This is a genomic window from Trichococcus sp., from assembly GCF_049684335.1.
Lineage (GTDB): Bacteria > Bacillota > Bacilli > Lactobacillales > Aerococcaceae > Trichococcus.
Window position 1 is genome coordinate 69305 of the sequence record NZ_JBAVFV010000002.1, and the last position, 16416, is coordinate 85720.

Consider the following 16416-nt stretch of genomic DNA (forward strand, 5'->3'; position numbering starts at 1 on the left):
TTTTTTTGGAAATGCTTTGTGCAGCGTGAATCTTGCATTAAGAAACCAACTGTAGTAAAGTTAGCTATAACTAAATAGACCGTTTCACAAAGGGGTGCCGTCATCGGCTGAGATTGAACATAGATTCTGACCCTTCGAACCTGTTCGTTAATACGAGCGTAGGGATTGTGATTGAGAAATGAAATTCATTCTCCTCCTTTGTTGATGGTGTGTTATGCCCAAAAAGGAGGAGTTTTTTTATGTCAAAAAATCTGAATATCTGGATTGAAGGAACCATCATCGCTGCTTTAGCGACCGTGTTATCCTTAATCCCTTTCAATATCGGCCCTAGTTTTTCCGTGACTGTGGGTGCACCGGTCATGATCCTTTACTGCTTGCGCCGTGGCTTGGTTCCCGGGTTCTTAGCCAGTTTCCTGTGGGGTGTGTTGCACATCCTGATTGGAACGGCCTACATCCTGACACCGCTGCAAGGATTCATTGAGTACTTCATCGCTTTCGGTTTCACTGGTTTGGCCGGCTTGTTCACGTCGAAAGTCCAACAAGCGATTGCTGACCAAAACCAAAAGGCGCTTGTATGGCAAGTCATTTTAGGCACCATCGTCGGCACGGTCGGCCGCTACTTCTGGCACACGATTGCTGGCTACTATTTCTGGGGATCCTACGCACCTGAAGGCTGGAGCGCATGGCTCTACTCCATCGTCATGAACGGCGTCAGCGCCTTGGCAACCGGCGCATTCACAATCATGGTACTGGCGGTCATCGCGAAAACGAACCCACAATTGTTCGTACCGAAAAAATCGGTCCGCGGATACTGAACAACTTCCCAATAACTGTATATTAGTGGGCCGCGTCGGCTGTTAGCGGAGGAAGGAAGATAGAATGGCCGACGCTTCCGGGAGTTGTCGACTGTTCAGGCTGACACGCAATCAGAACAGATGACGCTTCCTCTGTTTGTCGACTGTTTACCTTGAATCGCTAACGAAACTGTCGGCGAATCCACTTTTAGCCGTGTAATAAAAACCAATAAAGCAGAGGCAGCCTCCATTTTCGAGGCTGCCTCTGCTTTATTTATTACTCTACTAGCCCGGATTGGCGTTCCAGTGTGAAGCCCTTCCCTGCGACCTCATGGACCTGCCCGATGATCACGAAAGCAAATGGATCGATGTCTTTGACCAAGGCATTGATGGCGGACAGTTTACGCTGCTCGATGACGCAAAGCACCGCTTGCTGCTGCACCCCTTCAAAGGCCGTTTCGATGTTCACCAGCGTCAGACCGACATCCTGCACATACAGCAGCGCTTCTTTGATTTCCTCAAATTTTTTGGAAATGATGAAAAGCTGCATCTTATTTGTCCCGGTGACCATGACTTTATTTATGACGATGGACGTCAAGAACACCATGATGAGCCCGTAAAGGATCTGTTCCATACTCGAAAAGAACGCCTGAACCAGCAGGAAAATGACGTCGAACGCATACATCCCCACCGCTACCGGAATGCGGAAATGCTTGTTCAGAAGCAGTGGCGGAATGTCCATCCCGCCAGTGGAAGCGCCGACCTTAAACACCAGCCCCACGCCCAATCCACAGAGAATCCCTGCGTAGATGGCCGATAGCAAGATGTCATCGGTCATGTCCTGCAAAGCAGGCACCGTCCGGAAAAAAGTTAAGAACGTCGGAAAGATGATCGTGCTCAGGATCGTCGTCAAAGCAAACTTCCTCCCCAACAAGGCGGCCCCGACAAAAAACATGAATCCATTGAAGACCAGCACGACCAAAGAGATGTTCAACCCGAAAAAATGATTCAAAATAATGGCAAGACCCGTCGTTCCACCGGCAATCAGGTTCTTCGGCAGGATAAATGCAGCAATCGCAAATGCAACAATGATATTCCCAGCGACAACCGCAGCTATCGGTTTTAAAGTATGCAGTAGTTTCAAATATGTCACTCCTTTTTCTGAGATTTAAAGCAGTTAGATACCTTTCAGGAAAAAGATATCCCCGCCATTATAACAGATATATAGAGGATGGAAAGAGCAGTATCAAACTTTATAAATCAAAGACATGCTGACAATTATACAACAAAAGAGCGCCAAATAATCAATAGGTTTTTTTCATTTTCATACAAATAAAATATTTTATTTTGTCTGCAATATTTATCGTTTATTAGAGTATAATTATAATAACGGCGTGTGGTCTTACGTTATTGCTTTATATTTGGAGGAGGATAAAAAATGGATATTGAAAAATTCGGAGAAGAATTAAAGAAACTTGGTAAACGCGTTGAAAAGATAAAAAACAACATTAACACTGAGGAAGCTACTAAAACTTCTCTGGTTATGCCTTTTTTTCAAATCTTGGGATATGACATCTTTGATCCAACTGAATTCGTACCTGAATTTACTGCAGATGTAGGCATAAAAAAGGGTGAAAAGGTTGACTATGCTATCATGCTCAATAGTCAACCAGTAATACTTATTGAATCAAAAGCGATTAATGAACAACTGACTAAACATGATTCTCAACTATTTCGATACTTCGGTACCACAACTTCTAAATTTGGAATATTGACTAATGGAGAAGAATATAAATTCTTCACAGATTTAGAAGAACAAAACAAAATGGACATCACACCATTTTTGATAGTGAATATCTCCAACATTAAAGATAGCCAAATACCCGAAGTCGCTAAATTTCACAAAGATAATTTTGACATCGAAAATATTATCAGTACTGCATCTGAGCTGAAGTATTTAAATAACTTAAAAATATTTTTAAATGATCAAATGAATACTCCCTCAGAAGAATTCACTAAATATTTAGTCGGTGAAATTTATGATGGTGTAAAAACAAAAAATACATTGGATAAATTTAAACCCATCATTAAAAAAGGTCTTACTCAATTTATTAATGAGCGAGTCAATGAAAAATTAAGCGCCGCCTTAAACACATCAGCTGCAGCTAAGGAAGAAATAATTGCGCCGGTTCAATCAGAACCTGAAATTATAACCACCGCTGAAGAAATGGAAACATTCACCATCGTTAAAATAATACTAAAAGATACGATACAAATAGATCGCCTATATTACCGTGACAATAAAAGCTACTTTAATATATTGCTTGACGATAATATTCGTAAATGGATAATGAGAGTATTTGTCTACGATAATAAAATCAAGATGGTTTTAAATGACAGTAATAAAACTAGTTATGAAATGTCTAGTCCAGTCGACTTAATAGTACATTCAAACGAAATAGTCAATGTCGTCGAAACTCTCATACACTAAATCGTAGAAAATATGTCGCGCTTCAATCAAGATATAACCTGGGGAGGATTACATCGTAGCAGAAACTAATGCAATTTTAGCTTGGACTCTGGTCAGTGTATGTGCAATTCCAGGGGACGTGGATGATTTATTGGTACCAAGTGAAGCTGCAATAGCCGCATACAAAATAATACGCGATAGTGCGTTTTTACAAACAAAATATTGATAATCAGAGACGCCCAAGAGTTATCTGGAAAGAAAATCGAAATTTATTATTACCCTATTCATCCATAAACATGTGGTCCACAGAAAATGCCGGAACATTCGATCTGAATGCAGCAGTGGTATTGTGGACACGCGCCGGGCACATAAAAATTAATCTGAAAAAAGGAATCGTTATTCGAAAATTTGATACTCTCATTGCAAGTGCTATCCTGAAATAAATACACAACAATTAATTTAATAATAACAAAAATAGGATTCCCGACATCAACATAGATGAAGGAAATCCTATTATTTTATTATGCGGCCAAGAAGACTCGAACTTCCACGGGAGTAACTCCCACCAGCCCCTCAAGCTGGCGCGTCTGCCATTCCGCCATGACCGCAAAACCAACTATTTCATTATAATAGTGAAGCGCCTTTGTGTCAATGTTTACTCGGCGAGTTTCTTTTTAGGATATTGAAAATACGAAAGTTGTTATTTAACAACACACGGAAAAAGCAATGGAAATAATCCGAGCTTTTTCCGTGTGTTGTTTTATATTGTATCAGTAGTTGCATGCTTCTCTGTTTAGATTTACAATATGCATTGGCTGAGCTTCTTCATTTGCCAACCCCTACTTCATACATCTTTTAACTATAGTATTTGCGTTTCATAATTATTCTGTTAATTTCAGTACACGTAACCCAAAATCTGCATCTGTGTCGAAAGTAACCTCTCCTGATCCTACTTGGAGATCCTCAAGAAATCTTCCTTCAAACCAAAAACTCGTCCCATAAGTGTTTTTATGTACCTCTTGGATAAAAAAACCTACAAAACCTATTATTTTGATTGAAACATTCCCGCTTGTATTTGTATTACGACTAAGCATCGACTCTACTACCGGAATAAGAATGACCCGTGCATCCCCAATTTTTGCTTTTGTATAATCCGTATTGTTATCTCTAGTGACCCTGTTAGCAAAGGCATCTACTGATTCCCGACCTCCTGATGATGGTGCATAATAGTACATATTCTGATTTATAGAAAACGTCTCATGATAACCGTTTTTTAGCCAATTAATGTAATTGTTAAAATTTGTATTTTTTTCAATATATACATTCATATAATCAAACTGATAGGGATAGATATTTTTCGCCTTGATCAAGCTAGTAGTATCGACGGTTTTTTTATCAATATTATTTTTATTAACGAATCCGGAATATTCGCTATTATTTTTAGTATAAGAAATTTTATACCAAGTCGTCGAACCAACCTTTTGAGAGGAAAGAAAAGTTACCTCAGTATTTATAGGTATTGTTATTAGTGTGGAACTGTTACTTGAAGCCGTCTGTTTCAAGTCCACGTTTTTGTTAGTGGTGTAAACCTCTTTGGTAGTTGTAGAATAAGTATCTTCTAATGGATAGTTTCCATATACAGAATCACTTGTGTAATCAGATGGGTAACTGTATCCATTTGGATAGGGACCAGCACCATACATGCGCATCACATAAATCTCTTCATAATTGAACGCAGGTGGTCTAGGAATAACGAAAGGGACGATCCATGGGACACTCGCAGCAATACCCACACTTGCTGTCGCATCCGCCGATACAGGGCTGGTGTCCACTCCAAATATCTTAGCAAAAGACGTATTCGCTGTACGATCGATTTTTACCGAAATGGATTTGTTGCCCGTGCCAAATGTTACAGCCACAGAATCAGTTGTTAGGCCGTTCTTTCCTGCATAGGATTCTGCAACGATTTTAGCTTGACTGGGGTTATCCGGTAATTCCTGAGCTCCTGCCAATGCGGCTGCATCGGCTGCATTCTGAAGTTCAGCCTTTGTATTATACAAATCCCCTACGTCAATGACCAATGCTGCAAAAGCAGCAAGCACACCCAACAGCAAAGCAACCATAACTAGAGCCTGTCCGAATTGCTCACTTTTTAATCTCTTTATCGCCTTAAACATCGTCTTCCCACCAATCCTCTAATCAATCGACCTAACCCAAACTCTTCACTTTCAATCGCCAGATCGATAATCATTATAGTAATGTAATCTCATCTCCCAAAGATACCTGTCTACTTAACGTATTTGCATTCGCTTCGACAACATATTTTGCTTCTCTGACAATAGGAGAAATTCTTCCGGGTTTCATATTGCTGATGATATGAATAATTCGTTTATTTTTATCCATAAAAATGACATCAATAGGGAATTTCATGAAGAAACAATGGACACTGTTACAAGGCGCAATCACCATTCCCTCGTTATCCGGCAGCGATTTTCTGCCCATCAATCCCTTGAAACGGCTCATAAAACTGTCAGCTACAATGACTTTTTCTAAAAGGATTTCCTGCGTTTTTGTTTTTATAAGAGCGCTCATATCACCACTTACCCTCCAATAAATTTTTTGCGGAATCTTCCTGCACATATTCTTGTGCAGTTGCCTGGTAATGGAATTCATATCCGCCCGCAACAAATGTATCTTTGTCGAAAATTTCTTTTTTTATATAGATTTCGTCGTACATTTGGAAAATGCTAGGCGCCAGTGATTCCAGCATAATATTGTAAGGAGAGTCAGATTTCAAAAATGCCCTATAGCCTGCAATACTTTTCCATTTTTGCTTCGTTTCCGTCACGGTAAATACGAGGTTACATTCCGATTCGGCATCCCCGATGTTCAAATCAGCATTAGGGTTATCTTTCCCAAGAGAGATAATGACGCGTGGAGATTCTTTTGGAAAAATGAATGTATTTCTCTCTTCGAAAGCATCATTATTAATCAATTTTCTATAAAACAAGTATCCAGGTCTATCCATTTTCTTTTCCACAAAAACAGCATATAGGATTCGTCCAATAAAAACAAACAATATTGGCAGCATCAAAATAAATCCCAGCCAAGATCCATTTGCTATGAAGAAATCCTTGGTTCTTTTCAAGAACAGAGACATGCCTGATAGAATTTTGACCTTCCCATCCATATTGCTTTGAATGGATGTCAACGGATCTTTTGCCGCTAGGGTGATCTGGAGGTCATGAGTGGCTACGCTGACATCTTTCGCAATGTCTAAAGTTACCTCTCCGGCATAAATTTCGTTCGGCTGCAATGTTATTTCATTTTTCACTAATGTTCCCAGTTCCGATTGCACATCCAAAAATACGGTTTCACTTCTCCCTGAATGGTTCTCCAGGTGAACAGGGATTGCAACCTTTCCACCTGGCCTACCTATTAGAAGGGTTTCAGGAAGCTTGCCTATTATTTCACCATAAGACACGACCATATGCTGTCCAACTATTTTCTTCAAGGTAAATGCTTCACCTCGGTAGATGCCTTCCACAACCAAGAATGTCGTCATATCACCTTCAGCTTGGAAGGGAACGATTGTCGTAAACAACCCATCTCCTGCAAGGATATCCCCGCTAGCTTCGTCCTGATTATCGAACAAAGGATAAAATTCCTGTCTCCCATCTGAATAATTCTGCACTAGCGTGAAATTATTGATGGATACATCCTGAGACCCAGTCACACGGTTCCCCCTCATTTCAAGGTATCCTGTCACTTTTTGGCTCTCCGTTACTTTATAGATATTTCCGGCATTGTAAAAATCCGTCTTTAAAACCGGCAATTCCTGCACCACTATATCTGCAGTTGCATTTGTCACCAAGACATTTTGATCTTTGATGCCTATATCAATCTTATAAGTTCCTATTTGATTCACTTCTGTATAGCTCACGTAGTACAAGTCCCCTTTTTTTTCCAATATAAGAGGCTTAGCATCCGGGGTACCGTTCTTTGATATCAGTGCCTCTACCGTCATTTGTTCGGAAAGGTCTCCGTTGATTGCTGCGGCTATCTCCAAAGGTTCGTTTACAGGATGCTGCGTATTAGCTGTGGGTTCCATTAACCGTGCATTCAAAAATAAATCCTTATCACCAAATACCTGTATCGCACCAGTGCCTGTTACAAGCAGTTCCCACTCCCCTGCCAGTTCATCCTTTTCCTGATTCATCGTGATGACAGTATAATTCTCATTTTTTTGAATAACGACTTCATCAGAAAAATCTTCTACTATTTTCGAGCGGACAACAATTTCTGCACCAGGGGTGTCATTCTTCACGACAAGTGTCACTTGCGAGGTATATTTGTCAATTTGGAATGGAATGCTGTTTCCCTCTGCGACATTAAAGATTTCATTCAAAAAGGCTTGTCTATTTTTTAGTGTTCGCAACACATCGAAATAATTGACTGCGATTTCGCTTGGACTGCCGATGAATTTCGCTTCTCCACCTGTATCTGACGCTATCCGCTGCAGAACGGTTTGATCGGCAGTACCGAATCCCAACGCATAGATTGGATAGTTTTTCAAACCGATTTGGGCGGTTGTTTGCCACAAAGTATCCATATACGCTGACATGAAAGCTGCATCTTCCCGTTTGCCATAATCAGGTTCGGGTACACCATCAGTCAGGAAAATGATCACTTTTTGGACATCTTTTTCCGTAAAACTGTCCAATTGTCGTTCTGCAGCATGTAAAGCCAATTGATAATTCGTGTTTCCATCCACATTGACGATTGGGGCAAGCGTATCTTTTATTGCCTGCTTATTGGTGACATCCCCTATTCGCTGCATCGGTGCAATTTCGGTCACATCCGTAGAAAAAGAGACGATACCCAAATAGTCTTCTGGACTGAGCAGATCGACAAAAATATCCGCTGCTGTTTTCCGGAGGTTATTCGGATCGGTTTCTGCCATGCTGCCGGAAGTATCAATGACCAAGGAAACAGCAATTTCTTCCGACATCCTGTTCTCTGCCGCCGAGAATCCCGGTGCAAAGGAAGTACTGATGAACCCTAACATTAAGAAAGTTATCAGTATTTTTTTTAAACGCATGGATTTCCCTCCTCACTACAGTTCATTTAAAAAGATGCCATGATGTTAATGATTGCCGGTCCCAAAATGACGACGAATAGCGCAGGAAACATGAAAAAAACCAACGGAAAAAGCATTTTTGTCGGTATTTTAGCAGCTTTTGCCTCTGCACGCTGCCGTTTGTTCAAACGCATGGTATTCGCTTGAACCCTCAATACATTGCCGATATTTGATCCCATTTCCTCGGCTTGAATGATAGATGTCACAAAAGTCGCCAAGTCCTCCACCTGCGTTCGTTTTACCATTTCCCGTAAAGCTTCAGAACGCTCCCGTCCTTTGCTCATTTCATTCATAGTAAACCGCAATTCGTCGCTCAGGGGCCCTTTCATCTTGTCCGTCGTCCGATAAATGGCCATATCAAACGATAAGCCCGCTTCAACGCTGACATAGAGCAAATCCAACATACTCGGCACGGCATATTGGATTTCCTGTTTTCTTTTTTCTGATGCCGACAGTAATAAATAATAAGGAAGCAGAAAACCGACGACTCCTGCCAAAAAGATGTATAGGCTATTTGAAGGCGAGGACGATGCCTTCATCAGGTAGTGCACCAGAAACGAGAGGATGATTCCTAGCATCACTTGCATTGCCAGTATATTGTTGAATTTCATCTTATCCTTTGCCCCGCTACTGTTCAGTAAATTTTCGTATCTGTCTTTGATGGTAGAGGGAGCAAGATTTCCCAATGAGCGAATCATCCGCTCATAAGCTGGATTGATTACACGTATGACAAAGGATTCACGCATCCCATCTTCAAAGACATCACGGATATCAGCCATCTCCTTCACGTTATCGAGTCGTTCCCGCATGACCTGTTTCGGCCTGATCAGGAGATCGTAGAACAGATAAAACAGCAATGAACTGGTAAGGAATAATGATCCATAAACAATCAGTTCCATCTTTTATCCCTCCTATATTTTGACCTGCACAATTTTAACCAACGCAATGATCCCTACAATCATCATAAGAGCTGCCGCACCAACAAGCATCAATCCCAATGGTTCGGTGAAAAGCACCATGATGTATTCTCGGCTTATCATGAAAAGGGCCGCCGCAAGCGCCGCCGGCAAAACACCGATAACCCAAGCCGACATTTGACTTTGCGCGGTGAGTGTACGGATATCCCCCTTGAGTTTTACGCGTTCACGGATTGTTTCCGAAATGATGTCCAATATTTCGGCTAAATCTCCTCCAACTTGCATTTGGATCAAAAGGGTCGTGACAAACATATCGAGGTCTTCATCGTCAATCCTTTTCGACAGATCCGTCAACGCTTCATCCATATTCTTGCCGTATGAATTATCCCGCAATACTTTCAAAAATTCATCCGCAACAGGCGCTTCCATTTCCCTTCCGACAACAGCCATGGCCTGAGGAAAGCTGAATCCAGCTCGCATACCGTTCGCCAATAGACCTAATGCCTGAGGTAACTGATCATTGAACTGTTTCGCACGTTTCTTTCGAATCATCTCAATGACCGTTTCTGGTAACCGATATCCCAACAGAAAACCGACAATTGCCATCAAGCCATTATTCAGAACTTGATACAAAAGTGTTCCAAAAAACATTCCTGCAATGAGTGAAATCTCGATGAACTCTATCGGCTTCATTTTGATGTAGGCCTGCAGCAATTTCATTTTGATTTTCGTATAATAATTCAATTTTTCAATATATTCGATAGTGCTTTGCAGGATTCCCCACCAAAATCTCGATTTCCGATTATTCTCGGTTAAATTTGGTTCCTGAAGCAACTTTCCGTTTTCGGACAACCGCTCTCTGACGCTCCGTTTCTTCTCGAAAAATAAGAGGTGGACAGCCAAAAAGAGGCTCATTGCGGTCGCAAAAATAAATATCAGCACAATGGGCAGCATCTCAATTCCCCCTTCTGAAAGGATCGAAGGTATCATTTGCCGGTTTAAATAGATTCGTCGGTACCTTTTCCCCGTGCGCCTTAATCTTGTCCAAAAAATTCGGCAAGATGCCGGTTGCCTGGTGTCTTCCTTTAACCGTACCGTTTTCATCGAACCCCTCTTGATTGAAAAGGAAGATGTCCTGCAGCGTTACTGTATCGCCTTCAAGTCCAGTAATTTCACTTACCTTCGTCACTTTTCTGGTTCCGTCCATCATCCGTTCCACCTGAACGACCATATCGATGGCCGAAGCGACTTGCTCGCGGATGGCACGGGACGGTAGTTCAATCCCCGACATCATGACCATCGTCTCCAGACGGGACAGGCTATCCCTTGGTGTATTGGCATGGATAGTCGTCAAGGAACCATCATGGCCGGTGTTCATCGCTTGCAGCATATCCAAAGCTTCCCCGCCCCGGACTTCACCGATGATGATGCGATCCGGACGCATCCGCAAGGAATTGACGACCAGATCCCGGATGGAGACGCTGCCCTTCCCTTCAATATTGGCAGGCCTCGATTCCAGTGTGACGACATGGGATTGTTGCAGTTGGACTTCGGCGGCATCTTCAATCGTAACGATGCGTTCCGTCTCCGATATATAGCTGGATAAAACGTTCAAAAGCGTCGTCTTACCACTGCCGGTTCCGCCTGAAACCAGGATGTTGGTGCGGCCCTTGACACACAGGCGCAAAAACTGTGCGATATCGGCATTGAATGTTCCAAATGTAATCAGGTCGTCGGTTGTTAAGGGATCCTTCGAGAATTTACGGATGGTGATCGATGGGCCTTTCACGGCCAATGGTGGAATGATGATGTTGACACGGGAGCCATCCGCCAAGCGAGCATCAACTAACGGAGAACTTTCGTCAACCCTTCTACCCAATGGCGAGATGATTTTATCGATGATGTGCATGACATGTTTGTCATCCCGGAATTCGTTCTCCGTCTTCACGATTTTCCCTTTGCGTTCAATGAATATATTTTTCGGACCGTTTACCATGATTTCGGTTATCGAATCATCATCCAACAGGTCGCTTATCGGGCCGTATTGATAAATCTCATTCATTACCGCCTTGTTGATTCTTTGCTTGTCAGCAAAAGACAGGTGTCGCTTTTGTTCGTAGATGATATTCCCGATGATATCATTAATTTTCTCCTGCATTTTTTTCTGCTGGGTTGCGTCATCTTCCTCTGTTGTGGCGGGTAACTGATCAATCACAACCTGCAATACCTCGTAGGCTAGATCATCCAAATCCCTTCTTCTTTTTGCTAGGCCGTTTTGATCTTCTATTTTTCCATCTTCTTTAGTAGCTTCAATAAATCCAAAATTCCCATATGCTCCCAGGTTCATCTTTTCACCCTCTTCTAGCTAATTTCCTTTTTTAAACATCGAGTGACTCGCCTTCGACGAGTCTCAGTCTCATCTTTTCTATATTCTTTGAAACGACGTTTTTGGGATATTCATTCACAAGTGGTACACCGCGATTCAGTGAGGAGACAACCTTACGATAATCGAAAGCAATCGAAGCATCCACTTTTTTATTGAGTGTCACCTCTACGTCCTTTTGGGTGATTTCTCCTCTGCGATCCGCTTTATTAAGGATGATTTTTATTTTGGATTGCGGGAAATTCAAATCTTTCAAGGTAACTAATAACGCCTTGATATTTCTGACGGATGAAATCTCCGGAGTTGTGATGACCAGCAGAGTGTCTGCCAAAGCCAATGCCGGCAAGATAGTTTCTAGGAAGCGAGCTGGCATGTCAACGATAACGTAGTCAAACGACTCCCTCAACGCTTCCAAAATAATCCGGATATGCTCAGCATTGATGAATTCATTCATCTCTTGCTGCAGATTGGCGGGCAATACTTTAATGCCGGATTCATGCGGGATAAGGTAACTTTCAATCAGGTCGCTGTCGATATTTCGGATATCATCCACAATATCTGAAATGGTAAATTTTGGATAAAGATTCAGGGCCAATGCTGCATTTCCGAAATCTAAATCGAGGTCGACGAGAACGACCCTCTTTTCTGGTTCTTTCAGCAGAGAGGTCGCAAGATTGATTGCCACAAAGGTTTTCCCGACACCGCCTTTTGTGCTGAATACCGTATACACTTGGCCTCGCTCACTTTTCTTGATTTTTTTTTGCAGCGACGGGACTTGTTTATTCTTAAGCTGTTGGATTCTATAAATGGCATTCATCAATTTTTCAGGATCAATCGGTTTAATCAGCACATCCTTTGCACCGACAAATAATGCATTATGCATCGTCACTTCAAGGAGTTCATCTTCCATCATTATGATGTCGGTATGAGGATACTGGGCAGAAACTTTTTCCACGAAAGCATATCTTTGACCATTCATTCCGGAACCCATCAGCAGAATATCAGCTGAGGAGTGTTGCAAAAGCTCCCAGATGGGCTCTTCGTCGATGAAATCACCAGCCAATTGGATGTAATCAATATTTCCCAACATTCCCACAATGTTCCGCCGTTCCGTTTCCGAATCAGCCAATAATAATAATTTCATTCTATCCACTGTTCTCACCGCTCTTTCCATGAATCGAAGTTGTCCGTTCCGTAGCTTGGATCGTCTTGTTTGCCCGTATCAACAGGATTACGCAGCGTGAAGTGGAAGCTTCCGTTTAAAGTCGCATAGGCGATTACTTCGGCCTGTGCTGGAGTAACCAACAAGGTCAAAGATGTCGGAACCCCTGTCTGTTGTTCGTCCGCAATGGTTGTATACGGACCCTTTTCCAGTATTTCAATATTTTGGAGTTGAGTATAGACGACTTGCTTTCCTTCGGAAGGCGTATAACTGACTAAAATATCCAACTTATCCCCTGGCATGATGTAACCCCCAATGCTATCGATTTCAGTGGTCGGCACCGTGATAGCACGCATGTTTTCAGGGATCCGATAAGCCAGTGGCGAATCGCTTGCGTCCAAAACAACACGTTCCTCCAATACTTGTTCGCCGCCGATAAGTTCCGTATTAGTGATTCCGCCTATCACCTCTTCAATGGATGTGAATGCATCCGGATGGGCGGCTTCAACGGGAATTTCTTTTATCTCCAGCATTTCTGCAGTCACCTTCACATGTGCCGGAATGGTGCTTAGAGCGACTACCACATTCGTCATCTCAACTTGATTTTCTTTGCTTGTAGCCGTCACTTGATTCAAATAGATATATACTAGCCCCGTCGTCAGCAGTGCCAAAAACACTGTAATGATTCCTATTCTCTTTTTGCTTTTCATCAAGGCTTCACCCTTTCATATTTGCCATTGATTCACTCTTGATAATGCACTCCCCATTCCCAGGATATGCTTCTCTTTCCACCTTATTCCCGCTTCATTGTCACTTGGCTGGATATGGTCATGGGGGTTTTGATGTACACACCAACAAGCGGAGCTTTCGCATATCTCAACGTAATAGTGATATCATCATCAGGAGTGCTGACGATTACATTATTGACACCCAAGGTCACACCCATGTATTTTCCTGCAACCAAAGTGGCAGTAGAATCTATGGCAGCATCGGTCGCATCTTTCCCCAATATGGCAGCTGCTCTCGCCCCTTCCCTTGCTGCTGCGGTAACCGTAATTTTCGCATTCAGCATCCAGCCGTATTCCAGTACCCCCAATGACAAAAGCAGTATTATCGGCAGCACCAAGGCAAATTCAACGAGCGATTGCCCCCTTTCGCTTTTGCGGAGCTTAGCTAATATCTTCAAGACAATCACCTTCTTTCATCAGAAAATATGGAATCCTTGAGCGGAAGCGACCAGCACCAATACGGTTCCGCCCGCGATTGCGACACCGTAAGGGATATAGATTTTTTTGTATTCCTGTCCGTCCTTTGTGAAGCGCTGTTGGATCCGCTCGATTTTTTCGTTATAGCCCAACTGGTTCAAGAAATGGAACAATAGATTGATCAGGGATAAAATCATTTTTTTTAAGGTGTCCTTCAATTTCCCTGTATAGAGCAGGTACCCAAGCACCATGACGCCACCGACCAAAGCGGAATACAATGCTGTCATCAGTGAGAAACGCCAGCCCATCAGCGCCCCGATGGCTCCCATCAACTTGACGTCACCAGCCCCCATTCCGCCCATGACAAAAGGAAGGAAAAAAATAGCCAAGCCGGCAACCATACCGATGACACCTTCCAGTAATCCCATCCAACCTCCCGTTATGCTATTGAATATAATGCCGATCAGAATTCCGGTGAACGTGATTTTATTCGGTATTTTCCGTTCTTTTGCGTCGAAAAAACCGGATGCCGCGACCAGCAATAACAGCAATGCATTATTTGTTGTAACCATCTTACTTGCTCCTTTCTTTGTTATAATTCTAAATTGTTTGAAATATTCAATTAATATTACTGTTTGTTTCCCACGGATAGGGAGTTTTTTAGAAAAAAATCCCGCCGAAATCAGCGGGAATTTTTATCATATCTTAATAAGCAGGTTTATGCTTCTATTCTGGATTGATAAGACCAGCAACTTTTGTCCATAAACCTTCTATTGCAGTTACTACATCGTCACCTGCAACAACAAGCGCTATAGAAATAACACCAATAATCAACGCATACTCAACCATACCTTGTCCTTCTTCTTCGCGAACCAATCTTTTCATGATTTCCATGATAATTTCCTCCTCTTTCTATCCGTTTTTTTATGTTGTTGTTGTTTATGAGGCGACTTCCCACTTATTGAAATCGCTTCATTTAGCAACAACTCCATTTGTCAATGGGCTGGACTTTCAGGATCCTGTCCACTCAAAAATAGAGTTTCTGCTCGCAGCATCTGTTATTTCGTTGGCAAGAATCAATGTACAAATCATTAAAAAAACATTATAATCAAATCAATACGAATTATTTTTTAAGCATATGTTTGGTTTTTATCCGATAGAAAATAAACTGATAGTTGGTAAGTAGGTATCCTTCACTTACTAAGGTGCACTTATTCTTGGAATTGTGATGAGATGAATTTTAGGTGTTGTGTACGGATTCGTTGAATTGCATAGAAGATAAACTAACTGGTGAATGTAAAGGTGTTTCGTTTTAGGTTGAATGATCTAAAAGTTAGGAGTTTTAATCTAGAAAGGTATGAAGACCGTTGGTGGTCATTGTTGGATGATAACAAGGATGATGGTTTCAAGCTGATTGAGTTTCCAACTTGGTTGTGGTGTTCTTTGTTTATGTCTTTATTTTAAATCATTTGTTTCTTAATACAATCCACAGATTCAGATGAGTTGTTAAAAAAATGGACAATGAAGCTTAACGTGTCGTTTTAATTGACATTACAAGGAAATCTATTGATTTTGAGGAGGTTTTTTTCCATGCTAAATGAATCAACCAGCAAAAGTGCGCGGCGAACGAAGCATTTATTCAAGGATGCCTTGATGCGTTTATTGGAAACGGAAAGTTTTGCTTGCATCTCCGTAAAGGATATAGTGGATACCGCAGATTATAACCGAACGACTTTCTATAATCATTATTATGATAAATTCGATTTGCTCGATGACATAACCCAAGAACTGTTGGATGGATTTGCTGAATCAGTCAAAAACAGTTTCAAAGACTGTCATTTGGCTCAAAGAAAATCGATGAAAGACTCTGATATCACTGTTTTTGATTATATCTATCAAAATCGGCGAGCTATTTCGTTATGCTTCCAAAATGATGTTCAAAAAAGGCTCATTCTCAAAAGCTTGGATACGATCCATCAGAGTCTGATAGACAGTTGGACTCCATTTGTTAATTTAACAGAGAAACAAATTTCTGCTGATGCGAGAATATTCACTTACACCCTGGCTGGCACTATTCAAGGATGGATGGAAGAAAAGTTTGCAACTCCTCCAAATGAAGTAAGAGCAGCATTCGTAAACTACCATAGTTTAAAGTTATGATGCATCACGCGCCCTTATCCAACTAACTTAATAAATGAAAAAGCCCTTTGAATCTCTGAATGATAAGCTCCCAATAAAGTAGACAGTAGAAATAACAAAAATTTCTATTCTACTTTATTGGGGGTTTTTTTATGCGAATAAATAGGCGTTGGACTGTGGAAGAAAAAGTAAACATCGTTAAAAAA

General features: G+C 41.6%; 16 protein-coding genes, 1 tRNA gene and 1 riboswitch. Of the genes, 4 read left to right on the forward strand and 13 right to left on the reverse strand.

Annotated features, from left to right (window positions below; genetic code table 11):
• The first annotated feature begins 80 nt into the window (after positions 1-80).
• Positions 81-182, forward strand: a riboswitch (TPP riboswitch).
• A gap of 57 nt (positions 183-239) precedes the next feature.
• A complete protein-coding gene (gene thiT / locus WBM30_RS00360) occupies positions 240-815 on the forward strand; it encodes an energy-coupled thiamine transporter ThiT (protein WP_424898863.1) in 576 nt (191 codons plus the stop codon).
• 256 nt (positions 816-1071) lie between these two features.
• Here the strand turns inward: thiT and WBM30_RS00365 are convergent, their stop codons facing one another.
• Positions 1072-1938: a YitT family protein gene (locus WBM30_RS00365; protein ID WP_424898864.1), complete on the reverse strand. Its 867-nt coding sequence runs from the start codon at positions 1936-1938 to the stop codon at positions 1072-1074.
• Between the two features lie 294 nt (positions 1939-2232).
• Here WBM30_RS00365 and WBM30_RS00370 point away from each other — a divergent pair, with 294 nt between their 5' ends.
• Both WBM30_RS00370 and WBM30_RS00375 read left to right on the forward strand, forming a co-directional pair.
• Entirely contained in the window at positions 2233-3285 is a 1053-nt protein-coding gene (locus WBM30_RS00370; RefSeq protein WP_424898865.1) for a type I restriction endonuclease, read from the forward strand.
• Between the two features lie 275 nt (positions 3286-3560).
• Positions 3561-3707 (forward strand): hypothetical protein, encoded by a 147-nt coding sequence (locus WBM30_RS00375; RefSeq protein WP_424898866.1) that lies wholly within the window; start codon positions 3561-3563, stop codon positions 3705-3707.
• Between the two features lie 81 nt (positions 3708-3788).
• On the opposite strand, the gene WBM30_RS00380 is transcribed toward WBM30_RS00375, so the two are convergent.
• The 12 genes from WBM30_RS00380 to WBM30_RS00435 all read right to left on the reverse strand — a co-directional run bounded on the left by WBM30_RS00380 (position 3789) and on the right by WBM30_RS00435 (position 14965).
• A tRNA-Leu gene (locus WBM30_RS00380) sits at positions 3789-3872 on the reverse strand.
• Positions 3873-4145: 273 nt separating this feature from the next.
• The gene (locus WBM30_RS00385) at positions 4146-5441 is read right to left on the reverse strand and encodes a pilus assembly protein TadG-related protein (RefSeq protein ID WP_424898867.1); all 1296 of its coding nucleotides are present in this window, start codon (positions 5439-5441) and stop codon (positions 4146-4148) included.
• Between the two features lie 73 nt (positions 5442-5514).
• Positions 5515-5856: a DUF192 domain-containing protein gene (locus tag WBM30_RS00390; RefSeq protein ID WP_424898868.1), complete on the reverse strand. Its 342-nt coding sequence runs from the start codon at positions 5854-5856 to the stop codon at positions 5515-5517.
• A gap of 1 nt (position 5857) precedes the next feature.
• A complete protein-coding gene (locus WBM30_RS00395; RefSeq protein ID WP_424898869.1) occupies positions 5858-8365 on the reverse strand; it encodes a vWA domain-containing protein in 2508 nt (835 codons plus the stop codon).
• A 26-nt stretch (positions 8366-8391) separates the two neighbouring features.
• The gene (locus tag WBM30_RS00400) at positions 8392-9303 is read right to left on the reverse strand and encodes a type II secretion system F family protein (protein ID WP_424898870.1); all 912 of its coding nucleotides are present in this window, start codon (positions 9301-9303) and stop codon (positions 8392-8394) included.
• A 12-nt stretch (positions 9304-9315) separates the two neighbouring features.
• Positions 9316-10275 (reverse strand): type II secretion system F family protein, encoded by a 960-nt coding sequence (locus tag WBM30_RS00405; protein WP_424898871.1) that lies wholly within the window; start codon positions 10273-10275, stop codon positions 9316-9318.
• 1 nt (position 10276) lies between these two features.
• Complete coding sequence (locus WBM30_RS00410; RefSeq protein WP_424898872.1) at positions 10277-11668, reverse strand: CpaF family protein; 1392 nt, start codon at positions 11666-11668, stop codon at positions 10277-10279.
• A gap of 31 nt (positions 11669-11699) precedes the next feature.
• Complete coding sequence (locus WBM30_RS00415) at positions 11700-12848, reverse strand: AAA family ATPase (RefSeq protein WP_424898873.1); 1149 nt, start codon at positions 12846-12848, stop codon at positions 11700-11702.
• A 14-nt stretch (positions 12849-12862) separates the two neighbouring features.
• The gene (cpaB, locus tag WBM30_RS00420; protein ID WP_424898874.1) at positions 12863-13576 is read right to left on the reverse strand and encodes a Flp pilus assembly protein CpaB; all 714 of its coding nucleotides are present in this window, start codon (positions 13574-13576) and stop codon (positions 12863-12865) included.
• 83 nt (positions 13577-13659) lie between these two features.
• Entirely contained in the window at positions 13660-14052 is a 393-nt protein-coding gene (locus WBM30_RS00425) for a TadE/TadG family type IV pilus assembly protein (RefSeq protein WP_424898875.1), read from the reverse strand.
• Between the two features lie 18 nt (positions 14053-14070).
• Positions 14071-14643 (reverse strand): A24 family peptidase, encoded by a 573-nt coding sequence (locus WBM30_RS00430; protein ID WP_424898876.1) that lies wholly within the window; start codon positions 14641-14643, stop codon positions 14071-14073.
• A gap of 154 nt (positions 14644-14797) precedes the next feature.
• Positions 14798-14965 (reverse strand): Flp family type IVb pilin, encoded by a 168-nt coding sequence (locus WBM30_RS00435; RefSeq protein ID WP_424898877.1) that lies wholly within the window; start codon positions 14963-14965, stop codon positions 14798-14800.
• Positions 14966-15661: 696 nt separating this feature from the next.
• Here WBM30_RS00435 and WBM30_RS00440 point away from each other — a divergent pair.
• Complete coding sequence (locus WBM30_RS00440; protein ID WP_424898879.1) at positions 15662-16231, forward strand: TetR/AcrR family transcriptional regulator; 570 nt, start codon at positions 15662-15664, stop codon at positions 16229-16231.
• The last annotated feature ends 185 nt before the right edge of the window (positions 16232-16416 follow it).